The 22,190-nt window shown below is 65.1% G+C and carries 21 protein-coding genes and 1 pseudogene; 21 read left to right on the top strand and 1 reads right to left on the bottom strand.

Annotation, left to right across the window (positions count from 1 at the left end; translation table 11 throughout):
- Positions 1-175: 175 nt before the first annotated feature.
- The 18 genes and pseudogenes from ABIA45_RS13915 to ABIA45_RS13830 form a co-directional block, all read left to right on the top strand.
- A pseudogene (locus ABIA45_RS13915) lies at positions 176-316 on the top strand (sugar ABC transporter substrate-binding protein); the annotation flags it as partial.
- Positions 317-318: 2 nt separating this feature from the next.
- The gene (locus ABIA45_RS13910) at positions 319-468 is read left to right on the top strand and encodes a hypothetical protein (RefSeq protein ID WP_404652451.1); all 150 of its coding nucleotides are present in this window, start codon (positions 319-321) and stop codon (positions 466-468) included.
- Positions 468-1,244 (top strand): FadR/GntR family transcriptional regulator, encoded by a 777-nt coding sequence (locus ABIA45_RS13905; protein WP_404652450.1) that lies wholly within the window; start codon positions 468-470, stop codon positions 1,242-1,244. Before ABIA45_RS13910 ends, ABIA45_RS13905 begins: the two co-directional genes overlap by 1 nt.
- On the top strand, positions 1,241-2,167 hold the full coding sequence (locus ABIA45_RS13900) for a Gfo/Idh/MocA family protein (RefSeq protein ID WP_271545133.1): 927 nt from the start codon (positions 1,241-1,243) through the stop codon (positions 2,165-2,167). The genes ABIA45_RS13905 and ABIA45_RS13900 overlap by 4 nt, the downstream gene beginning before the upstream one ends.
- A 2-nt stretch (positions 2,168-2,169) precedes the next feature.
- Entirely contained in the window at positions 2,170-3,246 is a 1,077-nt protein-coding gene (locus ABIA45_RS13895; RefSeq protein WP_404652449.1) for an aldose epimerase family protein, read from the top strand.
- Complete coding sequence (locus ABIA45_RS13890; RefSeq protein WP_404655671.1) at positions 3,246-4,124, top strand: SMP-30/gluconolactonase/LRE family protein; 879 nt, start codon at positions 3,246-3,248, stop codon at positions 4,122-4,124. The genes ABIA45_RS13895 and ABIA45_RS13890 overlap by 1 nt, the downstream gene beginning before the upstream one ends.
- A gap of 72 nt (positions 4,125-4,196) precedes the next feature.
- Positions 4,197-5,267 (top strand): multiple monosaccharide ABC transporter substrate-binding protein, encoded by a 1,071-nt coding sequence (gene chvE / locus ABIA45_RS13885; protein WP_275500948.1) that lies wholly within the window; start codon positions 4,197-4,199, stop codon positions 5,265-5,267.
- Between the two features lie 245 nt (positions 5,268-5,512).
- The gene (mmsA, locus tag ABIA45_RS13880) at positions 5,513-7,090 is read left to right on the top strand and encodes a multiple monosaccharide ABC transporter ATP-binding protein (RefSeq protein WP_157282545.1); all 1,578 of its coding nucleotides are present in this window, start codon (positions 5,513-5,515) and stop codon (positions 7,088-7,090) included.
- Complete coding sequence (gene mmsB, locus ABIA45_RS13875) at positions 7,087-8,277, top strand: multiple monosaccharide ABC transporter permease (RefSeq protein WP_157282546.1); 1,191 nt, start codon at positions 7,087-7,089, stop codon at positions 8,275-8,277. Before mmsA ends, mmsB begins: the two co-directional genes overlap by 4 nt.
- Positions 8,278-8,437: 160 nt before the next feature.
- Positions 8,438-9,100 carry an HAD family hydrolase gene (locus ABIA45_RS13870; protein ID WP_404542225.1) on the top strand — a complete coding sequence of 221 codons (663 nt, stop codon included), beginning with the start codon at positions 8,438-8,440 and terminating at the stop codon, positions 9,098-9,100.
- Positions 9,101-9,106: 6 nt separating this feature from the next.
- Complete coding sequence (locus ABIA45_RS13865) at positions 9,107-10,057, top strand: sugar-binding transcriptional regulator (protein ID WP_157282548.1); 951 nt, start codon at positions 9,107-9,109, stop codon at positions 10,055-10,057.
- A 214-nt stretch (positions 10,058-10,271) separates the two neighbouring features.
- The gene (locus ABIA45_RS13860; RefSeq protein ID WP_404652446.1) at positions 10,272-11,585 is read left to right on the top strand and encodes an ABC transporter substrate-binding protein; all 1,314 of its coding nucleotides are present in this window, start codon (positions 10,272-10,274) and stop codon (positions 11,583-11,585) included.
- A gap of 84 nt (positions 11,586-11,669) precedes the next feature.
- Positions 11,670-12,542 carry a carbohydrate ABC transporter permease gene (locus tag ABIA45_RS13855; RefSeq protein ID WP_157282549.1) on the top strand — a complete coding sequence of 291 codons (873 nt, stop codon included), beginning with the start codon at positions 11,670-11,672 and terminating at the stop codon, positions 12,540-12,542.
- Position 12,543: 1 nt separating this feature from the next.
- Positions 12,544-13,374 (top strand): carbohydrate ABC transporter permease, encoded by an 831-nt coding sequence (locus tag ABIA45_RS13850; RefSeq protein ID WP_404652444.1) that lies wholly within the window; start codon positions 12,544-12,546, stop codon positions 13,372-13,374.
- Positions 13,375-13,388: 14 nt separating this feature from the next.
- Positions 13,389-14,396, top strand: a complete 1,008-nt coding sequence (locus ABIA45_RS13845; RefSeq protein ID WP_404652442.1) for an ABC transporter ATP-binding protein — start codon at positions 13,389-13,391, stop codon at positions 14,394-14,396.
- A gap of 31 nt (positions 14,397-14,427) precedes the next feature.
- Complete coding sequence (locus tag ABIA45_RS13840) at positions 14,428-15,201, top strand: SDR family NAD(P)-dependent oxidoreductase (protein WP_404652441.1); 774 nt, start codon at positions 14,428-14,430, stop codon at positions 15,199-15,201.
- Positions 15,202-15,241: 40 nt separating this feature from the next.
- Positions 15,242-16,888: an FGGY-family carbohydrate kinase gene (locus ABIA45_RS13835; protein WP_404652439.1), complete on the top strand. Its 1,647-nt coding sequence runs from the start codon at positions 15,242-15,244 to the stop codon at positions 16,886-16,888.
- Between the two features lie 5 nt (positions 16,889-16,893).
- On the top strand, positions 16,894-17,829 hold the full coding sequence (locus tag ABIA45_RS13830; protein ID WP_404652438.1) for a carbohydrate kinase: 936 nt from the start codon (positions 16,894-16,896) through the stop codon (positions 17,827-17,829).
- A gap of 6 nt (positions 17,830-17,835) precedes the next feature.
- On the opposite strand, the gene ABIA45_RS13825 is transcribed toward ABIA45_RS13830, so the two are convergent.
- Positions 17,836-18,723 carry a LysR family transcriptional regulator gene (locus tag ABIA45_RS13825; protein WP_404652436.1) on the bottom strand — a complete coding sequence of 296 codons (888 nt, stop codon included), beginning with the start codon at positions 18,721-18,723 and terminating at the stop codon, positions 17,836-17,838.
- 125 nt (positions 18,724-18,848) lie between these two features.
- Between ABIA45_RS13825 and ABIA45_RS13820 the strand changes: the two genes are divergently transcribed.
- From ABIA45_RS13820 to ABIA45_RS13810, 3 genes are all read left to right on the top strand, one after another.
- Entirely contained in the window at positions 18,849-20,270 is a 1,422-nt protein-coding gene (locus tag ABIA45_RS13820; protein ID WP_404655669.1) for an amidase, read from the top strand.
- Between the two features lie 84 nt (positions 20,271-20,354).
- Positions 20,355-21,305, top strand: coding sequence for an ABC transporter permease (locus ABIA45_RS13815; RefSeq protein WP_271545123.1), 951 nt, complete (start codon positions 20,355-20,357; stop codon positions 21,303-21,305).
- The gene (locus ABIA45_RS13810; protein WP_404652433.1) at positions 21,302-22,189 is read left to right on the top strand and encodes an ABC transporter permease; all 888 of its coding nucleotides are present in this window, start codon (positions 21,302-21,304) and stop codon (positions 22,187-22,189) included. The genes ABIA45_RS13815 and ABIA45_RS13810 overlap by 4 nt, the downstream gene beginning before the upstream one ends.
- Position 22,190: the final 1 nt, after the last annotated feature.

Below are 22,190 nucleotides of genomic sequence, written 5' to 3'. Positions count from 1 at the left end.
GTGTCAAAGGGTCGGCTCGCCGCCGCCCGACCTTTCATCCTCCAAATAGTCAAATAATATGACTAGTCGGAACCTTGCTTCCGTGGAATAGTGCCCGCCGCTGGCGCGAAGGCCGGCCTGTGGGTGCCGTGCTACCAATGGGCGCCCCAGACAAACATCTTGGGAGACGCGCCTGATGACCCCCAAAACCCCCTTTGCGGCCAGAGCCATGGCGGCCTTGTTGCACGCGGCGCCGGCCAGTGCAGGCCAGCTCACAATCGGCTTCTCGCAGATCGGATCGGAATTCGGCTGGCGCGCGGCCGAGCCGTCGGTCTCAACGTGAAGTCGACCTCCTGCGACGCGCGCACCGCGCCGAAGCTCTTGCTGATCCCCTGCACTTCAGGCGTGCTTCTGTTCGCCTTCATCGCCCTGCAGCAGGGACTGGTCGCGCTTCGCCGGCCGGTGGCGACACATGTGGGAGCGGCGTGATGACCTCGCGGATCGTCGTCATCCCGACGCGGCGGGCCCATTCCAACCATGCGGAGGTGGCGCGTTCGATCGGCGTCGACATCATCGCCGGCCGCTATGCGGAAGGCACGCGCCTGCCGGGGGATGCCGAGATGATCGCGATGTTCGGCGTGTCGCGGCCGGTGCTGCGCGAGAGCGTCAAGACGCTGGTCGCCAAGGGCCTGCTCTCCACCAAGGCGCGGGTCGGCACCGTCGTGCGCGAGCGTGGCGCCTGGAACATGTTCGACGCGGACGTGCTGGCGTGGCACCTCGACGCCGGCATCGACAAGCGCTTCCTCAACGACCTCGCCGAGATCCGTCTCGCCGTCGAGCCGCGCGCGGCGATGCTGGCGGCAACGCAGCGATCCGAGCAGGACATCAGCGAGCTGCGCCGCTGCATGGATCGCATGCGGCAGGAAGCGTCCGACTCGGTCGGATTTGCCGATGCCGATCTCGCGCTTCATGTGGCCGTGGCGCGTGCCTCGGGCAATCTGTTCATGCGCTCGATCGGGCATGTCATTGAAGCAGCGCTGCGCGCCTCTTTCCTGCTCAGCGCTCCGGTCGAGTCGGAGGACCGCGAAACCGTGCTGCTCTGGCATCAGAAGATCGTCGATGCCATCGTCGCGCGCGATGCCCACGCCGCATCCGAGGCCATGGTCTATGTCATTCACAACGGCATGCGCCGCCATGACAGTACGGTGATCGAGACCGCCCCGGCCGAGCCGCTGCGGTCGGCCGACACTGGAGAACAAGCGTGACAGACCTCCGCATCGCCATCGTCGGCTTCGGCAAGATCGCGCGGGACCAGCATGTGGGGGCGATCGCCGCCACACCGGGTGGAACGCTCGCCGCCGTGGCGAGCCGCAACGCCTCGCTGCCGGGGCTACCGCATTTTGCGACCGTCGAGGAATTGCTTCAGAAGGGGCCGCCGATCGACGCGGTCTCGCTCTGCACGCCGCCGCAGGTGCGGCGGGCCCAGGCCGCGGCGGCGCTCGCCGCCGGCAAGCATGTCATGCTGGAGAAGCCGCCGGGCACCGGCGTTGCTGAGCTTGATCCGTTGATCACGATGGCGGCGGGTGCGAAGCGGACATTGTTTGCGACCTGGCATTCGCGCTATGCGCCGGCGGTGGAGCCGGCCCGGCAATGGCTCACTGATCGGCACATCAAATCCGTTCACATCAGCTGGAAGGAAGACGTGCGTGTCTGGCATCCCGGACAGGGCTGGATCTGGGAGCCCGGCGGCCTCGGCGTGTTCGATCCGGGCATCAATGCGCTGTCGATCCTGACCAGGATTCTGCCGAAGCCCGTGTTCGTCACCGCGGCCGAGCTGGCCTTTCCAGCCAATTGCCAGGCGCCGATCGCGGCGAACCTGAACCTGACGGATATCAGCGGCCTGCCCGTGACCGCCGAGTTCGACTTCCGCCAGACCGGGCCGCAGAGCTGGGATATCCTCGTCGATACCGATCAGGGCCGGCTGACACTGTCCAGCGGTGGCGCGCGCATGGCCGTCGACGGCAAGGTGCTTGCCGAAGGGCCCGATGAGGAATATCGCGGACTCTACCGACGCTTCGTCGCGCTCACAGCGACCGGCGCAAGTGACGTCGATCTGACGCCGCTCCGTCTCGTCGCCGACGCCTTCCTGCTCGGCAAGCGCACGATCGTCGAACCGTTTGTGGATTGAGCATGGCCGCATCAACAATCACAAGAGACGTGTTCGGGACGCTGCCCGACGGCCGCAAGGTCGAGCGCGTCGTGCTGCGCGGGCAGGGCGGCTTCGAGGCGCGCATCATCAGCCACGGCGCGGTGCTGCAGGCGCTGATCGCGCCGGATGCCAACGGCGGATACGACGACGTCGTGCTTGGCCATGATGCCTTCGCCGGCTATCTCGCCGAACGAAAGTTTCTGGGCGCCACCGTCGGCCGCTATGCCAACCGCATTGCCAAGGGACAGTTTTCGCTTCAAGGCGAGACGGTGCGGCTTGCCGTCAACAACGGTCCGAATGCGCTGCACGGCGGGCTCGAGGGTTTTGATCGCAAGCTCTGGGAGATCGCTGATATCGACGAGGGCGCCGAGCCCGCCGTGACGCTCACCTATGTCAGCCCGCACGGCGAGGAGAATTATCCGGGCAGGCTCGAGGTCCGCGTGACCTATCGCATCACAGGCCCGACCGAGCTGTCGCTGCTGATGGAAGCGCGGACCGACCGGCCGACCATCGTCAATTTGACCAACCACAGCTTCTTCAACCTCGAGGGCGCGACGTCAGAGACGTCCATTCTCGATCACCGCTTGATGGTCGCCGCCGAGCAGTTCCTCGCCATCGATCCCACCGCCATTCCGCTGCCGGAGCCGCCGCGCAGCGTGGCCGGCACGCCGTTCGATTTCCGCAAACCGCGGCCGGTGGGCGAGTGCATCCGCGAAGGCGATCCGCAATTGCGAAATGGCAGGGGCTACGACCACACCTACTGCCTCGGCCGCGACGGCAAGCTTGCGCTCGCGGCCCGGCTGGAGGCGCCGCGCTCCGGGCGCATCATGGAGCTGCTCACCGATCAGCCCGGACTTCAGGTCTATTCCGGCAATTATCTCGACGGTACGATGTCCGGCAAGGGCGGCAAGCTGATCCGGCAATCGGACGCCATGTGCCTGGAGCCGCACATCTGGCCCGACGCGCCGAACCGGCCGGATTTCCCGAGCCCGCGCCTCGATCCCGGCGGGGTCTATCGCCATCACACGGTCTATCGCTTTTCGGTGAGGTCGCCATGATGGAGCAGGTGCCGACGACTGTCCTCTCGGACCATCCTTGCCATCTCGGCGAAGGTCCGACCTATGACGTGACCACGGATACGGCCTGGTGGTTCGACATTCGCGAAGGCAAGCTGATCGAGGCGCAACTCGGCACCGGCTCTGTCCGCAGCCACGCGCTCGGTCGGATGGCGAGCGCGCTGGGGCGCATCGACGCCGAGCGGCAGCTGATTGTCGCCGAAGATGGTCTCTACATCCGCAAGCTCGCTGATGGTGCGATGACGCTGTTCTGTCCGCTCGAAGCGGACAATCCGATGACGCGCTCAAACGATTGCCGCGTGCATCAATCGGGTACGTTCTGGATCGGTACTATGGGCAAGAAAGCCGAGCCGAAGGCGGGCGCGATCTACGCGCTTCATCGCGGCAAGATCTCGACGCTGTTTCCCGGCATCAGCATTCCCAATTCGATCTGCTTCTCGCCCGACGGCGCAACCGGCTACTTCACCGACACGCCGCGCGCGGTGCTCTATGCCGTGCCGCTCAACCCCGCGACCGGCCTGCCGCGTGGCGAGCCCGAGGTGCTGTTGCGCCACAGCGGCATCGGCGGTCTCGACGGTTCGGTATGCGACGCCGACGGGCAGATCTGGAATGCGTGCTGGGGCGCGAGCCGGATCGACGTCTACTCGCCCCAAGGCGAGCGTCTGCGTTCGCTCAGTGTGCCGGCGAAGCAGGCGAGCTGCCCCGCCTTCGTCGGCCCCGACCTGTCGCGCCTGCTCGTCACGTCGGCCTGGCAGGATATGGACCCGGCGGCACGCGCTGCCGATCCGCAAGCCGGCTGCACCTTTCTGCTCGAAGCAACCGCGCGCGGCCGCGCGGAACCCGACGTCAAGCTCGCATAGGAGGCCGAAGCCGTATACGACCCGTCGTTCTCGACACTACGAAGAAAGTCCGACACCCAAAGGGAGTGAAACATGCTGAAACTGAAGACAACATTTCTCGCGCTGGCGTTGGCCAGTGCCGCCACGATGGCTACAGGCGTCGCTGCCTTCGCCCAGAAGGCGACGGTCGGCATCGCCATGCCGACGAAATCCTCGGCGCGCTGGATCGACGACGGCAACAACATGGTCAAGGTGCTGAAGGAGCGCGGCTACAACACCGACCTGCAATATGCCGAGGACGACATCCCGAACCAGCTCTCCCAGGTCGAGAACATGGTGACCAAGGGCGCCAAGGCGCTGGTGATCGCCGCGATCGACGGTACCACCTTGTCCGACGTGCTCAAGCAGGCGAAAGCAAAAGGCATCACCGTGATCGCCTATGACCGCCTGATCCGCGGAACGCCGAACGTCGACTATTACGCGACCTTCGACAACTTCCAGGTCGGCGTGCTCCAGGCGGAATCGATCGTGCAAGGTCTCGGTTTGAAGGACGGCAAGGGCCCCTTCAACATCGAGCTGTTCGGCGGCTCGCCCGACGACAACAATGCCTACTTCTTCTATAACGGCGCCATGAGCGTGCTGAAGCCGTATATCGACAGCGGCAAGCTCGTCGTCGTGTCCGGCCAGATGGGCATGGATAAGGTCGCGACCCTGCGCTGGGACGGCGCCACTGCGCAGGCCCGCATGGACAACCTGCTCAGCGCCTACTACGGCAACAAGAAGATCAACGCCGTGCTGTCGCCCTATGACGGCCTCTCGATCGGCATCATCTCCTCGCTGAAGGGCGTCGGCTACGGCAGTGCCGGCCAGCCGATGCCCATCATCTCGGGCCAGGATGCCGAAGTGCCTTCGATCAAGGCCATGCTGCGCGGCGACCAGTACTCGACCATCTTCAAGGACACCCGCGACCTCGCCAAGGTGACCGCCGACATGGTCGACGCCGCGCTCGCCGGCAAGCAGGTCACCGTCAACGACACCAAGACCTACGAGAACGGCGTCAAGACCGTGCCGTCCTATCTGCTCAAGCCGGTTGTGGTCTACAAGGACAATTGGGAGAAGGTGCTGGTCGACAGCGGCTACTACAAGAAGTCGCAGTTCCAGTAAGACCCTCTCTTTTTCCCCTCTCCCCGCTTGCGGGGAGAGGGTTAGGGTGAGGGGCCTCTTTCCATACGGGCAGTGGTTGGTATGCACTCCGTCATTGCGAGCGCAGTGAAGCAATCCAGTCTGCCACCACGGAAATAGTCTGGATTGCTTCGCTGCGCTCGCAATGACGATGTGGATGCAGCGATATCATTCAACCTCTCCCCGCACGCGGGTAGAGGCGAAGTAACGCAAGGGACACCAAAGCCATGACCGCCATGCTGGAGATGCGCAACGTCAGCAAGAGCTTTGCCGGCGTGCAGGCGCTTCGCGACGTCAACTTCTCGGTTCGCGCCGGGCAGATCCATGCGCTCGTCGGCGAGAACGGCGCCGGCAAGTCGACGCTGATGAAGGTGCTGAGCGGCGTCTATCCGCACGGCAGCTACGAGGGCACCATCATCTTCGAGGGCGAGGAGCGCCGCTTTCGCGACATCAATGATTCCGAGGCGCTGGGCATCATCATCATCCATCAGGAGCTGGCGCTGATCCCGCTGATGTCGATCGCGGAGAACATCTTCCTGTCGCATCCGCCGTCGACGTTGGGGGTGATCGACCGCGACGAGGTCTACCGGCGCACGCGCGAGCTGCTGGCGCAGGTCGGCCTGAAGGAATCGCCGGATACGCTGATCACCGATCTCGGCGTCGGCAAGCAGCAGCTTGTCGAGATCGCGAAGGCGCTGTCTAAGCGGGTGCGGATGCTGATCCTGGACGAGCCGACCGCGAGCCTCAACGAGGCCGACAGCGCCGCGCTGCTCGAGCGGCTGATGACGTTCCGCGAGCAGGGCATCGGCTCGATCCTGATCTCGCACAAGCTGAACGAGGTCGCCAAGGTTGCCGACCACATCACCGTGCTGCGCGATGGCCGCACGGTGGACAGCATCGACTGCCACGCCGAGCAGATCCAGGAAGACCGCATCATCCGCAGCATGGTCAACCGCGACATGGCGCACCGCTTCCCGGAGCGCAACGTGAAGATCGGCGAGCCGGTGCTCGACGTCGAGAATTGGTCGGTCTATCACCCCATCCATCCCGAGCGGCAGGTGATCAAGAACGTCAGTTTCGGTGTCAAGCGCGGCGAGGTCGTGGGCATTGCCGGACTGATGGGGGCTGGGCGCACCGAGTTCGCCATGAGCCTGTTCGGCCGCTCCTGGGGCACCAATATCAGCGGCACTATCCGGCTCGAAGGCCGTGAAATCGCGCTGCCGAGCGTCGCCGCCGCGATCGATGCCGGCCTTGCCTACGTCACCGAGGACCGTAAGCAGCTCGGCCTGATCCTTGCCGACGACGTCCGCAAGAACATCACGCTCGCGAGCCTCGACCAGGTCGCACCCGGCAGGGTGATCGACGATATCGCCGAGCTCAAGGTCGCCAGCGACTACCGCAACCGGATGCGCATTCGCTGCTCCGACGTCTACCAGGAGACCGGCCAGCTCTCCGGCGGCAACCAGCAAAAGGTCGTGCTGTCGAAATGGCTGATGACCGACCCGAAGGTCCTGATCCTGGACGAGCCGACCAGGGGTATCGACGTCGGTGCCAAATATGAGATTTACTGTATCATCAACGAGCTTGCGGAAGCCGGCCGCGGCGTCGTGGTGATCTCCTCCGAGATGCCCGAGCTGCTCGGCATCTGCGACCGCATTTGCGTCATGAACGACGGCGCCTTCGTCGGCGAGTTCAAAGGCTCAGAGGCGACACAGGAAAAGATCATGCGCGCCATCATGCGCAACGAACGAAGCATTGGGAACGCCGCGCCCGCGGCCGCGGAGATGGGAGGATTGCAGCCATGACCGACAAGACGGTTTCGCTGCCCGAGGAGCGCCGGCACGGCAGCTTCATCAAGAACAATTTGCGCAATTACGGCATGTTGATGTCGCTGGTTGCGATCATGCTGTTCTTCCAGGTCGTGACCGGCGGCACGTTGCTGCAGCCGCTCAACCTCACCAACCTGGTGCTGCAGAACAGCTACATCGTCATCATGGCGCTGGGCATGCTGCTGGTCATCGTCACCGGCCATATCGACCTTTCGGTCGGCTCGGTCGCAGGCTTCATCGGCGCCGTGGCGGCCTTGCTGATGGTGACCTACAAGGTCGACTACACGCTCGCCTTCCTCGCCTGCCTCGCGCTCGGCGGCGCGATCGGTGCGGCGCAGGGCTATTGGGTAGCCTATTTCAAGATTCCGTCCTTCATCGTGACATTGGCGGGGATGCTGGTGTTCAAGGGCCTGGCACTCGCGGTGCTGCAGGGCCAGTCGCTCGGGCCGTTCCCGGCGACCTTCCAGAAGCTGTCCTCGGGCTTCATTCCGGAACTGCTGCCCGAGGCCGGCACGCTGCATCCGACCTCGATGCTGATCGGCGCCGTTCTCGCGCTCGGGCTCGTCTATGCCAGTGCCAAGGGAAGGTCGCGCGAGCAGTCGCACGGCATCGAGGTCGAGCCCTATGCGTTCTTCCTCGGCAAAAGCATCCTGCTCGCCTGCGCCGTGCTCTATTTCACCTATCTGATCGCCTCGCATCGCGGCCTGCCCAACGTGCTGGTGATCATGACCGCGCTGATCGCGCTCTATGGCTTCGTCACCCGCCGCACCGTGATCGGCCGGCAGATCTACGCCGTCGGCGGCAACGCCAAGGCGGCGAGCCTGTCGGGCATCAAGACCGAGCGGCTGACCTTCCTCACCTTCGTCAACATGGGCGTGCTCGCCGCACTTGCCGGCCTCGTCTTCGCCGCGCGGCTCAACACCGCAACGCCCAAGGCCGGCCTCGGCTTCGAGCTCGACGTCATCGCCGCCTGCTTCATCGGCGGCGCCTCGGCCTATGGCGGCGTCGGACGGGTCGGCGGTGCCGTGGTCGGCGCCATGATCATGGGCGTGATGAACAACGGCATGTCCATCCTCGGCATCGGCATCGACTATCAGCAGGTCATCAAAGGCCTGGTGCTGCTGGGCGCGGTGTGTATCGACGTGTACAATCAGCGGCGATAGGTCGGGTAGGGTGGGTTAGCCGAAGGCGTAACCCACCAGCGGCTGTACCCCGGATGCAGAAGTGGTGGATTACGCCTCCGGCTAATCCATCCTACGCGCGCATTCGACGCTCGCGAGCTGAGCTATTGCTCACAACGTGGGTATATGATCGAATGTCTGGATGGAGCAAGGCCGGCCAAATCCCGATCTGATCATCTTCGACTGCGACGGTGTGCTCGTCGACAGCGAGCTCTTGAGCTGCCGCTGCCTCTCTGAGGCCCTGGCGGAATTCGGCCTCGTGCTCAGCGAGGAGCAGGCGCTCGAGCTGTTTCTCGGACGCAGCACCAAGGCCGTCGAGCAGCATTATCGTGATCTCGGCCACTCGCTGACGGACGCCTTCATGTCCCGACTGAAGTCGCGTGTGCTGGAGAATTTTGCCGCCTCGCTCGCGCCGATCCCCGGGGTGGAGGCGGCGATCTCCGGACTGACCGTGCCGTTCTGCGTGGCTTCATCCAGCGACCTCGACCGCGTTTCGCTTTCGCTCGACGTCACCGGTCTTCGGGCATATTTCGGCGATCGGATCTACACTGCGCAGATGGTCAGGCACGGCAAGCCGGCGCCCGATCTCTTTCTCCATGCCGCCGAGAGCATGCGCGCGTCGCCATCGCGCACGCTGGTGATCGAGGATAGCGTCAGCGGCGTGCAGGCGGGCAAGGCGGCCGGCATGACCGTCTGGGGATTTGTCGGCGGCGGCCATTATCGCAACCGCGACGGCGGGGCTATATTATCCGCCGCCGGGGCCGATCGGGTCTTCGCGCATATGAGCGATCTCTGGGAGGTGTGAGCCCGCATGGCCGCCGAGAACGACAAGTCGAGACTCGACGACGCCGCGCGCGCCGGCTGGCTCTATTTCATTGCCGGCCACACCCAGGACGAGATCGCGAAGATGCTCCAGGTGTCGCGGGCCTCGGCGCAGCGGCTGGTCTCGCTGTGCCTCGCCGAGCGGCTCATCACCTTCCGGCTCGAACATCCCATCGCGGCCTGCATGGAGCTGGCGGCGCGCCTGAAGCAACGGTTCGACCTCGTCCATTGCGAGGTGGTGCCGGCCGATCCGGCCGCGCCGCAGGCGGTGGCTGGAATCGCCGAGCGCTGCGCCAATTTGCTCGATTCCACGCTGCGTTCGGAGACGCCCGTGATCGTCGCGCTCGGCACGGGGCGGGCGGTGCGCGCCGCGGTCGAGCGCGTCACGCCGATCGAGCGGCCCAATCACCAGATCGTCTCGCTGGTCGGCAACATTTCCGCCGACGGCTCGGCGAGCTTCTACGACACCGTCGGCCGGCTCGCCGACCGCACCGGCGCGCGGCACTATCCGATGCCGCTGCCGTTCCTGATGTCGTCGGAGGACGAGCGCAACAAGATGGTGCGCATCGAGCCGATCGCGAAGGTGAAAGCGGTCGCAGCCAAAGCGGATTTGCGCCTTGTCGGCATCGGTCAGATGGACCAGAAGGCGCAGGTGCACATCGACGGCTTCGTCACCCGCGACGAATTGTTCGAGATGATGCGGCTGGGCGCCATCGGGGAGATTACCGGCTGGGCCTATGACGCCAAGGGCCGCCTGCTCAAGGCCGGCACCAACAAGCGCCTCACCAGCATTCCGCCGGAAGTGCCGGCGAAGACAACGACCATCGGTGCGGCGGTAGGCGCGGCCAAGGTGGCTGCAATTGCAGCCGCGTTGAGCGGCGGGCTGATCAACGGATTGATCACGGACGAGGCGACGGCAAGAGCGATTCTGGAGCGGTAAAAGCGCTTACGCTTCGCGTGCCTACCACTGGATGCTCCGCGTTCGCGGAGCACGACAGCCGTGGGTGAAGCAAAACCTTCCCGTCCTTCCCGCACCGCAGCACTCATAAGTTGCGCAAACACCCGCGCGCGTGCTTGACAACTGCCGTTCGCCCGTCGAACATACGCCCAACGCGTGGGCATATGCCCAAAACGCGAATTGAGGGGAGGTCACCGTGAAACATGTCCTGGGCGCCGTCTGCGGCGCGTCTTGCCTGCTGCTGGCCGTCCCAGCGATGGCCGAAACGACCCTGACGATCGCCACCGTCAATAATGGCGACATGATCCGCATGCAGGGGCTGACGGGTGAGTTCACCAAGAAGAACCCTGATATTTCGGTCAAATGGGTGACGCTGGAGGAGAACGTGCTGCGCCAGCGCGTCACCACCGATATCGCCACCAAGGGCGGCCAGTTCGACGTTCTCACCATCGGCACGTACGAGGTGCCGATCTGGGCCAAGAAGGGCTGGCTGGTACCGCTCGCCAACCTCGGCGCCGACTATGACGTCGCCGACCTCTTGCCCAAGATCAAGGACGCGGTCTCCGCCGACGGCAAGCTCTACGCCGCGCCGTTCTACGGCGAGAGCTCGATGGTAATGTATCGCACCGATCTCTTCGAGAAGGCCGGCTTGAAGATGCCGGAAAAGCCGAGCTGGGATTTCGTGATCGACGCCGCCAAGAAGCTGACCGACAAGAGCGCCGGCACCTACGGCATCTGCCTGCGCGGCAAGGCAGGCTGGGGCGAGAACATGGCGTTCCTCTCGGCCATGGCCAATTCCTATGGCGCGCGCTGGTTCGACGAAAAGTGGCAGCCGCAGTTCAACACGCCGGAATGGAAGACGACACTCACCACCTACGTCAACCTGATGAAGGAAGCCGGCCCTCCCGGCGCCAGCTCCAACGGCTTCAACGAGAATCTGGCGCTATTCAACGCCGGCAAATGCGCAATGTGGATCGACGCCACGGTCGCGGCGTCCTTCGTCACCAACCCCAAGGAGTCCAAGGTCGCCGACAAGGTCGGCTTCGCGCTCGCGCCCAACACCGGGCTCGGCAAGAATGCCAACTGGCTGTGGGCCTGGAATCTCGCAATCCCTGCCGGCTCCAAGAAGACGGAAGCCGCCGAGAAGTTCATCGCCTGGGCAACCAGCAAGGACTACACCAAGCTGGTGGCGTCGAAGGAGGGCTGGGCCAACGTGCCGCCGGGCACACGCACCTCGCTCTACCAGAACGATGAGTACCTGAAGGTCGCGCCGTTCGCCAAACTGACGCTGGCCTCGATCGACGCCGCCGATCCCAACAAGCCGACGGTGAAGCCCGTTCCCTACGTCGGCGTGCAATACGCCGCTATCCCCGAATTCCAGGGCATCGGCACGCAGGTGGGCCAGCAGTTCTCGGCGGCGCTTGCGGGATCGATGACAATCGATGCGGCGCTCACGGCTGCGCAGTCCGCTACCGAGCGCGAGATGAAGCGCGCCGGCTACATCAAGTGAACCCGGGCTCTCCCTGAGCTCAAACTTGCGGCCATCCATCCTTGCTGGATGGCCGCCCTTCTTTCCCCGAGCGGAGCGCCAAGAATGGCAACCCGGCAGACGCAGCTTCTTGCGCGGTCGCTCCTGACCCCGGCCGTCGGGCTGCTGTTCATCTGGATGATCGTCCCGCTGGCGCTGACGATCTACTTCTCGACGCTGCATTACAGCCTGCTCGATCCCGGTTCGGAATCGTTCGTCGGCCTGGAAAACTTCCGCTACTTCCTCACCGACCCTGCCTTCCTCGCCTCGCTCCAGAACACGCTGGTGCTGGTCGGCTCGGTGCTGGCGCTGACCATCCTGCTCGGCATTCCCCTGGCGCTGCTGATGGACCAACCCGTGATCGGCCGCAATTTCGTGCGGTTGATGGTGATCGCCCCGTTCTTCGTGATGCCGACGGTGAGCGCGCTGGTCTGGAAGAACCTGTTGATGCATCCGGTGTCGGGATTGTTCGCCTGGCTCGCCTCGCTGTTTGGCCTGACGCCGATCGATTGGTTCAACGACGTACCGCTGTTTGCGGTGATTCTGATCGTGACCTGGCAATGGCTGCCGTTCGCGACCCTGATCCTGCTCACCGCGCTGCAATCGCTCGACGAGGAGCAGAAGGAAGCCGCCGAGATGGACGGCGCGAGCGCCGTCTCGACCTTCATCTACATCACGCTGCCACACCTCGCGCGTCCCATCACCGTGGTGATCCTGATCGAGACCATCTTCCTGCTCACCGTCTTTGCAGAGATCTACGTCACCACCGGCGGTGGCCCGGGGCTGTCGACCACCAACATCGCCTTCTTGATCTATGCGCAGGCGCTGATCCAGTTCGACGTCGGCAGCGCTTCGGCCGGCGGTCTCGTTGCGGTGGTCATTGCCAACATCGTCGCCTTCTTCCTCGTCCGCATCGTCGGCCGCAACCTGGAGGCCTGACATGGCACGGATGGCGACGACGCGGCGGGTGATGATATCGACGGCGGCGGCCTGGCTGTTCGGCTTCCTGATCTTCTTCCCGATCCTGTGGATGGTGCTGGCGAGCTTCAAGACCGAGCTGGAGGCCTTCGCGATCCCGCCATCCTTCCTGTTCTTCCACTGGACCACGGAAAATTACGCGACCGTGCAGGAGCGCAGCGACTACCTGCACCACGCGATGAACTCGATCATCATCGCCGGCGGCTCGACGCTCATTGCGCTGTTGATCGCCATTCCGGCGGCGTGGTCGATGGCGTTCTCGCCGACCAAGCGCACCAAGGACATCCTGCTCTGGATGCTCTCGACTAAGATGATGCCGCCGGTCGGCGTGCTGGTGCCGATCTACCTGATCTACAAGAGCTTCGGCCTGCTCGATTCCCGCGCCGGTCTCGTCTTCATCCTGTGCCTCGGCAATCTGCCGATCGTGATCTGGATGCTCTTCACCTATTTCAAGGAGATCCCACGCGACATCCTTGAAGCCGCGCGCATGGACGGGGCCACCATCGGCCGCGAGCTGGTCTACGTGCTGACGCCGATGGCGATCCCGGGACTGGCCTCGACGATGCTGCTCAATTTGATCCTCGCCTGGAACGAGGCGTTCTGGACGCTCAACCTGTCGACTTCGAACGCTGCGCCGCTCACCACATTCATCGCCTCGTATTCGAGCCCGGAAGGGCTGTTCTGGGCAAAGCTGTCGGCGGCCTCGACGCTGGCGATCGCGCCCATTCTCGTCCTCGGTTGGTTCAGCCAGAAGCAGCTCGTACGCGGGCTCACCTTTGGCGCGGTGAAGTAAAGGGCTGCCGGATCATGGGTCAGATCACACTTCAGGGCGTGCAGAAATCCTTCGGCCCCGTGCACATCATCAAGGGCGCCGACCTCGACATCGCCGACGGCTCCTTCGTCGTGTTCGTCGGTCCGTCCGGCTGCGGCAAGACCACGCTGCTGCGGCTGATCGCGGGGCTCGAGGACGTCAGCGGCGGCAAGATCCTGATCGACGGCAAGAACGTCGTCGATACGCCGCCTGCCAAGCGCGGACTGTCGATGGTGTTCCAGTCCTACGCGCTCTATCCGCATATGAGCGTGCGCGGCAATATCGGCTTCGGCCTCAAGATGGCGGGCTTGCCGAAGGACGAGATCAACCGCAAGGTCGAGGCGGCCGCCGCGACGCTGAACCTCACGCCCTACCTCGACCGCAAGCCGCGCGAGCTCTCCGGCGGCCAGCGCCAGCGCGTCGCGATCGGCCGCGCCATCGTCCGCGAGCCCAAGGCATTCCTGTTCGACGAGCCGCTCTCCAACCTCGACGCCGCGCTGCGCGTGCAGATGCGTATCGAGGTGACGCGACTTCAGAAGCAGCTCGGCACCACCGCGATCTACGTCACTCACGACCAGGTCGAGGCCATGACCATGGCCGACAAGATCGTCGTGCTCAACGGCGGCAAGATCGAGCAATATGGCTCGCCGCTGGACCTTTACGAGCGACCCGCCAATCTCTTCGTCGCCGGCTTCATCGGCTCGCCCAAGATGAACTTCGTCACCGGCGAGCCCGCTCTGCAGAAGGGAGCAGCGACGATCGGCGTCCGGCCGGAGCATCTGAAGATCGAGCGCGACGGCGGTGGCGGCTGGCAGGGCACCATTGCGGTGGCCGAGCATCTCGGCAGTGACACCTTCCTCTACGTCGATGCCGGCGCGCTCGGCATGCTGACGGCGCGCTACATCGGCGAATTGAGCCTGCATGCCGGCGACCGGGTGTCGCTGATGCCCGACCCTGCGCGCATTCACCGCTTCGACGAGAGCGGCAACGCTCTTCGGGGCTGACAAGAAACGGCAAGAAGACGGAAAGACGACCATGTATCTGGAAAAATTCAGGCTGAGCGGCAAGACCGCGTTCATCACCGGCGGCGGCCAGGGCATCGGCCTCGCCTGCGCGGAGGCGCTGGCCGAGGCCGGTGCGAAGGTCATCATCGGCGACCGCGACGGCAAGGTCGCCGACGGCGCCAAAGCCAGCCTGAGGGCGAAGGGCTATGACATCGAGACCGCGATTATGGACGTCACCAACACTGCACGCGTGGCGGAGGTGGCAAATGATCTCGTCGCCCGCCATGGCAAGGTCGACATCCTCGTCAACAATGCCGGCATCGCGCGGAGCGAGACGCCGGCCGAGACCGTTACCGACGAGCACTGGCTCAACGTCATCGACGTCAATCTCAACGGCACCTTCTGGTGCTGCCGCGAGTTCGGCAAGCACATGTTGAAGGCTGGAAGCGGTGCCATCGTCAATGTCGGCTCGATGAGCGGCTTCATCGTCAACAAGCCGCAGGAGCAGTGCTTCTACAACGCCTCCAAGGCCGCCGTGCACCATCTGACCAAGTCGCTGGCCGCCGAATGGGGCGCGCGCGGCATCCGCGTCAATGCGGTGGCGCCGACCTATATTGAGACGCCGCTCAACGCCTTCGTGAAGAGCAATCCGAAAATGTATGACGCCTGGATCGGGGGAACCCCGATGGCGCGCATGGGGCAGGTCGAGGAGATCGCCTCCGTCGTGCTGTTCCTTTCGTCCGAGGCCGCGAGCCTGATGACCGGCAGCGTCGTGCTGGTGGATGGCGGCTACACTTGCTGGTAGGCTCACCGTCAAAACGGACGGAAAGCGACCGGGAGAGACCATGCCGCGAGCTTATATCGGCGTCGACGTGGGGACCACGAGCACGCGGGCAGGGGTGTTTGACGAGGCCGGCACGCTGCTCGCGACGGCCCGGCATCCGATCAGGATCTGGCACGAGGCCGGCGACATCGTCGAGCAGTCGTCGGAGGACATCTGGCAGGCCTGCGCCAAATCGGTGCGCGCGGCGATGGCGGAAGCAGCGATTGCGCCCGGCAGCATCGGCGGCATCGGTTTCGACGCGACCTGTTCCCTCGTGGTGCTCGATCCGCAAGGCGAGCCGCTCACCGTCAGCACCTCCGGCGAGGCGCAGCGCAACGTCATCGTCTGGATGGACCATCGCGCCACGGCCGAAGCGCGGCTGATCAACGAGACCGAGGACGCCGTGCTGCGCTACGTCGGCGGCTCGATCTCGCCGGAGATGGAGATGCCGAAGCTGCTCTGGTTGAAGCGGCATCTGCGTGCGAGTTTCGATGCCGCCGGTCACTTCTTCGATCTGGCCGATTATCTGACCTGGCGCGCGACCGGCGCGCTGCAGCGCTCGACCTGCACCGTCACATGCAAGTGGAACTATCTCGCCCATGACGGCGGCGGCTGGAGCGCGCCGTTCTTCAAGCGCATCGGCCTGTCCGACTTCGTCGCCGAAAAATACGCGCGCATCGGCACCGAAATCGTTGCGCCCGGGACACGCCTCGGCGAAGGTCTCACGCCGGCAGCAGCAGTCGAGCTCGGCCTTCCCCAGGGCACCCGGGTCGGCGCCTCCCTGATCGACGCCCATGCCGGCGGCATCGGTGCGATCGGCGGCCGTGACGGGGCAGGCGGCCCGAGCGATGTCGGCGATCGTCTCGCCTACATCATGGGAACGTCGGCCTGCATCATGGCGACGACGAAGGAGCCGTGCTTTGTGCCGGGCGTATGGGGGCCCTATTATTCCGGCATGGTGCCGGAGTTCTGGCTCAATGAAGGCGGGCAGTCCGCCGCGGGCGCTGCGATCGATCATCTCCTCAAGTCGCATCCCGGCCATGGCGAGGCGAGCGCGGCGGCACGCAGCGAAGGCCTCGATCTCATCGATTTCCTCGAGCGCCGCATCATCGCGCGCTCCGGTGATGCCAGCCGTGCCGCGCTGCTGGCGCGCGACATCCACGTGCTGCCGGAATTCATTGGCAACCGCTCGCCCTATGCCGATCCCGACACGCGCGCGGTGATCGCGGGCCTTGATCTCGACACCGACATCGCCGCGATGGAACGGCTGTTCGTCGCCGGCCTCTGCGGTCTTGCCTACGGGCTTGCGGAGGTCATCGAGGCTTTTGCGGCGCACGGGGTCCGCTCCAGCATCATGATCATGGGCGGCGGTGCCAGCCGCAGTCCTTTGGTGCGGCAGATCATGGCCGACACCACCGGTCTCACGGTCGCGCTGCCGCAGACCAAGGAGCCGGTGCTCCTGGGGGCCGCGATGCTCGGGGCGGTCGCCGGTGGCGCTTACGCCTCGATCGGCGAGACCATGGCCAAGATGTCGGCGCTAGGACGCAAGAGCGAGCCGACCGCGCCTGATATGGCCGCGTTTCACGCCCGCAAGCGCGAGGTCTACAAGCTGCTGCGCGATCTCGATCGCGGCAGCCGTGCCGCGATGCGCAGCGTCGCGAGAGGTTGAAGGACATGCTGATTGCCTGCGGCGACGCGCTGATCGATTTCGTGCCGACGCGAAACATCGAAGGGCGCGAAGCGGTGATGCCCGCGGTGGGCGGCTCCTGCCTCAACGTCGCGATCGGCATGGCGCGGCTGGGCGTGCCAACTGGTTTCGTCGGCGGCATCTCGACCGACCTGTTCGGGCGCATGATCGCCGATCATGCCTCCGCATCGAAGGTTGCACTCGATCTCGCCATCCGCAGCGACCACCAGACCACGCTCGCCTTTGTCCGCATTGTCGAAGGCGAGTCGCACTACGCCTTCTACGATGCCGAGACCGCGACGCGGAGCTGGACGTACCGGCGCGGGTCCATTCCATTCGATACGATCGAGGCCGTCCATGTCGGCTCGACCACGCTGGTCAACGACCAGGGTGCGGCCGAGACCAAGACGCTGATCGCAGACGCGCGGGCGTCGTCCACGATCTCCTTCGATCCGAACTGCCGACCGAATCTCGTCAAGGACAAGCCGGGCTATCTCGCCCGCATGGCCGAGTTCGCCGGAAGTGCCGATCTCATCAAGATGTCGGACGTCGATTTCGCCTATCTCTTCGGCGAGGAGCCGTATCAGCAGCGCGCGAGCACATTGCTGGGGCAGGGGACGAGCCTCGTCGTCATCACCCGAGGCAACAACGGCGCCATCGCCTGGCATGCGCAGGCAGGGCAGATCGAAGTGCAAGCACCAAAGGTCGAGGTGGCCGACACCATTGGCGCCGGCGATAGCTTTCAGGCGGCGCTGCTGTTCGCCCTGTACAATCAGGGTCGCATCGCCCGGCCGAGATTGCAGGACATCGGCGCGGACGAGCTCCGCCGTGCGCTGTCCTTCGCCGCCAATTGTGCCGGCCTGACCTGCACCCGTCCGGGCGCCGATCCGCCCTGGAGCCACGAGATCAGTTGGAGCTGGTAGTCCACGTCACATCCGCGCGACGGCCTTCTCGGCACATTTGAGGAAGGTTCCGATCAGCGGACTGTGGGAGTCCCGCCGCCAACAGACTGCGATATCGAGGGAGTCAGCGACGTCACGCAGGGGTCTGAACACGACTCCGCGTGGCGCGCCGAGTTGCGCGCAGGCCGGCAGGATGGCGAGACCTTCGCCGGCCAAAACCAGGCTCATCGCAGAATGCACCGTCTCCACCCGGCTGGCGATCGGCATCACCACCTGGTGCCGACGCAATAAAGGGACGACCGCGGAGGAGGCGGGCCCATGGTCCGGATGCGGGAGTGCGATCAGCGGACGGCCCTGCAGCCGGGCCATCGGCACGGAGCTCAAGCGGGCGAGCGGCGAGCGGATCGGCATGGCCAGCATGAAGGGCTGTGCACCGATCTTTGCCATCTGGATCTCGGGATGATTGATCGCGGGCATACACAGCGCGACCGTGACGCTGCGGTCGAGCACGCGGGCCTCGCGGGTCGATGCGCTGAGCTCAACGAAGCTGAGGTCGACGCCGGGAACCGCACGACGCAGTTCGGGGATGAGCCGCGGCAGCATCGCATTCGCCAGCACGAACATGTAACCCACCGCCAGCCGGCCGCGCCGTCCCGAAGCAACCGCGCGCGCGGCTTCGGCGCCGTCGGCCGCCAGCGCCAGCGCTTCGCGGGCGCGCGCCAGCAACGCCTGGCCCGCCTCGGTCAGATCCATGCCGCGGGTGCCGCGGCGGAACAGTGGCGCGCCGATCTCGGCCTCGAGCTTGCGGATCTGGACGGAGAGCGGCGGCTGCGCCATCCGGAGCCGCTCGGCGGCCTTGCCGATGCTGCGCGCCTCGGCGACGGCGACGAAATAGCGGAGCCGACGAAGATCCATTGGCATACCGAGAACGTATGGGTTGGCGATAAAAATCGTATTGGACGGCGAGTTAACAAAACTGTCATTCTCGCTGTCAATGTCTTCGGGCCAATGGCGGCCCCGCTTCGGAGCGTGATGTGACGATGAACGGCGATCCCTGTCTGTTGTCCGCGACCGAGCTGCGCGGCCTTATTGCGGGCAAGCGAATCTCGCCAGTCGAGCTCACTCGCGCCGTGCTTGCCCGCGCCGAGGCGCTCCAGCCCGAATTGAACTGCTTCATCACGTTGTGCGGCGACGAGGCGATCACAGCGGCGCGCGAAGCCGAGCGCAAGGTGATGACGGGCGAACCGCTCGGCCTGCTGCACGGCATCCCCGTAACCGTCAAGGACATCGTCAATACCAAGGGGGTCAAGACCACCTTCGGCGCCGTACCCTACAAGGATAATGTGCCGGCCGAAGATGCCGTCGCCGTCGCGCGGTTGCGCAGCGAAGGCGCGATCCTGATCGGCAAGACCACGACGCCGGAGTTCGGCAGCAAGTGCCTCACCGATTCACCCTTGTTCGGCCGGACCCGCAATGCGTGGGACGCCTGCCGATCCTCCGGCGGCTCGAGCGGCGGCGCGGCGGTCGCTGTGGCGAGCGGCATCGCGCCGCTCGCGATTGCGACCGACGGCGGCGGCTCGACACGAATTCCGGCCGCTTGCAACGGCGTGGTGGGCCTGAAGCAGAGCAACGGCGTGATCCCGCACAGCCAGGCCCTCGACGTGTTCGGCAACCAGACCTATGTCACGCCGACCACCCGCACCGTCGCCGATACTGCGCTGATGATGCAGGCGATGGCGGGCGAAGATCCTATCGATCCCTGGTCGATCGGCGTGCCCGTGCCCGACTTCATCGGCACCGCCGCCCCGCATGGTGATTTGCGCGGTCTGAGGATCCTGTACTGCCTGACGCCGCCGGGCCGTCCGGTGTCGGCCGAAGTCGCCGCCAATTTCAAGGTGAGCCTCGACCGGCTGGCCGGGTTAGGGGCCGAGCTCGAGGAATTCTCCGGCGAGGGTTTCGACATCGAGCCGATCTGGCGCGCCATCAACCACACCGTCTGGCGCACGCGCTTTGCCAAGCTTGCGGCCGAGCATCGGGACGAGCTGAGCGAAGCCTTCCTCAAGCAGCTCGCGCTCGCCAGCGAAGTCAGCGGCATCGACTATCAGGAGGCGATGTTCGCGCGCACCGCGTTGTTCCGCCGCGTGCAATCGCTGCTTGCGCGCGGTCACCTGCTGGCGATGCCGACCCTGACGCGTACCGCGCTGCCGATCAAGCAGGATCTGTTCGGCAGCATCGAGATCGACGGCAGGCATTTCGACAGCGTCCGGCCGCATTGGTTCCCCTGGACCATGCCGTTCAACATGACCGGCCATCCCGCCGTCAGCCTTCCCTCGGGCTTTGCCCGCGACGGGCTGCCGATCGGGCTCCAACTGGTCGGCCGTTTCCGGGCCGACGCGGAATTGCTGCGCGTGAGCGCTCTGTTCGAGGCGTCAAGCGACCTTCTGTCCCGCTGGCCGTCTTGAGGAGATGGCGATGCAGCAAAGAGCTTGCTTAAGGCGTCCGGACATGTTGATCGTGGCCTGGGTGAGCCCTGAAGCCGAGCGCGCATGAGCGTCTTTGTCCTCCGACGTCTGTTGACTCTGCTGGCGACGCTGGTCGGCGCATCGCTGATCATCTTCCTGGTGCTGGACGCGCTGCCTGGCAACGCAGCGCAGATGCTGATGGGCGCCGACGCTTCGCCGGACGCGGTGCGCGCGCTCACCGTCAAGCTCGGGCTCGACCAGCCGCTGGCCGTTCGCTACGTGCAATGGATCAAGGGCCTCCTCGTCGGCGATCTCGGCAATTCCTACGTCTACGGCACCCCGGTCGGCAGCCTGATCGCCGAGCGGCTCGTGCTGACCATTCCGCTCGCGATCATGGCCATGACGATCACGGTGACGCTGGCGCTCTCGGCCGGCATCTACACCGCCGCCAACCACAACAAGCTCGGCGATGTCGGCGTGATGTCGTTGACGCAAGTGGGCATCGCGCTGCCGAATTTCTGGTTCGCGATCCTCCTGGTGCTGCTGTTCTCGGTGCGGCTGCAATGGCTCTCGGCCGGTGGCTTTGCCGGCTGGGAGGACGGCATCTGGCCGGGGATCAAGTCGCTGCTGTTGCCCGCGATCTCGCTCGCGGTGGTGCAAGCCGCGATCCTTGCCCGCGTCACGCGCTCGGCCGTGCTCGAAGTGCTGCGCGAGGACTTCGTCCGCACCGCCCGTGCAAAAGGCCTCGGCAAGCGCGAGGTGCTGTGGAGCCACGTGCTGCGCAATGCCATGATCCCGGTCATGACGGTGATGGGGCTGCAATTCGCCAATCTGCTCGCCGGCACCATCGTGATCGAGAACGTGTTCTACCTGCCGGGCCTCGGCCGCCTGATCTTCCAGTCGATCGCCAACCGCGACCTGATCGTGGTGCGCAATTGCGTGATGCTGCTCGCCGCGATGGTGGTGATCGTCAACTTCGTGGTCGATGTGCTCTATGCCTTCATCGATCCTCGCATCAAGGTGCACGACCTGTGAGCGCGCCCATCGCCATCGACGCGCCCGTCGCAACGCGTCCGCTGCCGGCGCGCACGTTCTGGCGCCGCGCGCTGCGCCACCGCAGCTTCGTCCTCGGTGGCACGCTGAGCCTTCTGGTGCTGGCTTCGGCGCTATTGTCGCTGGTATGGACGCCGTGGTCGCCTCACGAGATCGACATCGCCGCAAAGCTCCGGCCGCCCTCGGCATCGCATTGGCTCGGCACCGATTCCTTCGGCCGCGACATCGTCTCGCTGCTGCTTGCGGGCGCCCGGTCCACCATCATGGTCGGTGTGATCGCTGTCAGCATCGGTCTTACCTTCGGCGTCACGCTGGGCCTGATCGCCTCGGCCCGGCGCGGCTGGACGGAGGAGATCATCATGCGCTTTTCCGATTTCACCTTCGCCTTTCCGGCCGTGCTGTCCGCGATCATGCTCGCCGCCGTGGCGGGGCCGGGCATGGTGACCTCGATCGTCGCGATCGGCATCTTCCAGATCCCGACCTTGACCCGGTTGACGCGCGGCTCCGCCAATGCGATCTGGGCGCGTGAATTCGTGCTCGCGGCACGCGCGGCGGGCAAGGGGCGCTTCCGCATCACCATCGAGCATGTGCTGCCGAACATCCTGTCGATCCTGATCGTGCAGGTCACCATCCAGTTCGCGCTCGCCATTCTCGCCGAGGCCGCGCTGTCCTATCTCGGCCTCGGCACCCAGCCGCCGCAGCCGTCCTGGGGGCGGATGCTCAACGACGCGCAGACGCTGCTGTTTCAGTCGCCGATGCTCGCGGTCTATCCGGGCGTTGCGATCGCAATCTCGGTGCTCGGCCTCAACCTGCTCGGTGACGGATTGCGCGACTTGCTCGATCCCCGGCTGGCGCGGGAGCGATGAC

It is taken from the genome of Bradyrhizobium sp. USDA 336 (assembly GCF_044908355.1).
Taxonomy (GTDB): Bacteria; Pseudomonadota; Alphaproteobacteria; order Rhizobiales; family Xanthobacteraceae; genus Bradyrhizobium; species Bradyrhizobium yuanmingense.
The sequence above is the reverse complement of the archived record's forward strand: the minus strand, read 5'-3'. Positions and strand labels throughout refer to the sequence as shown.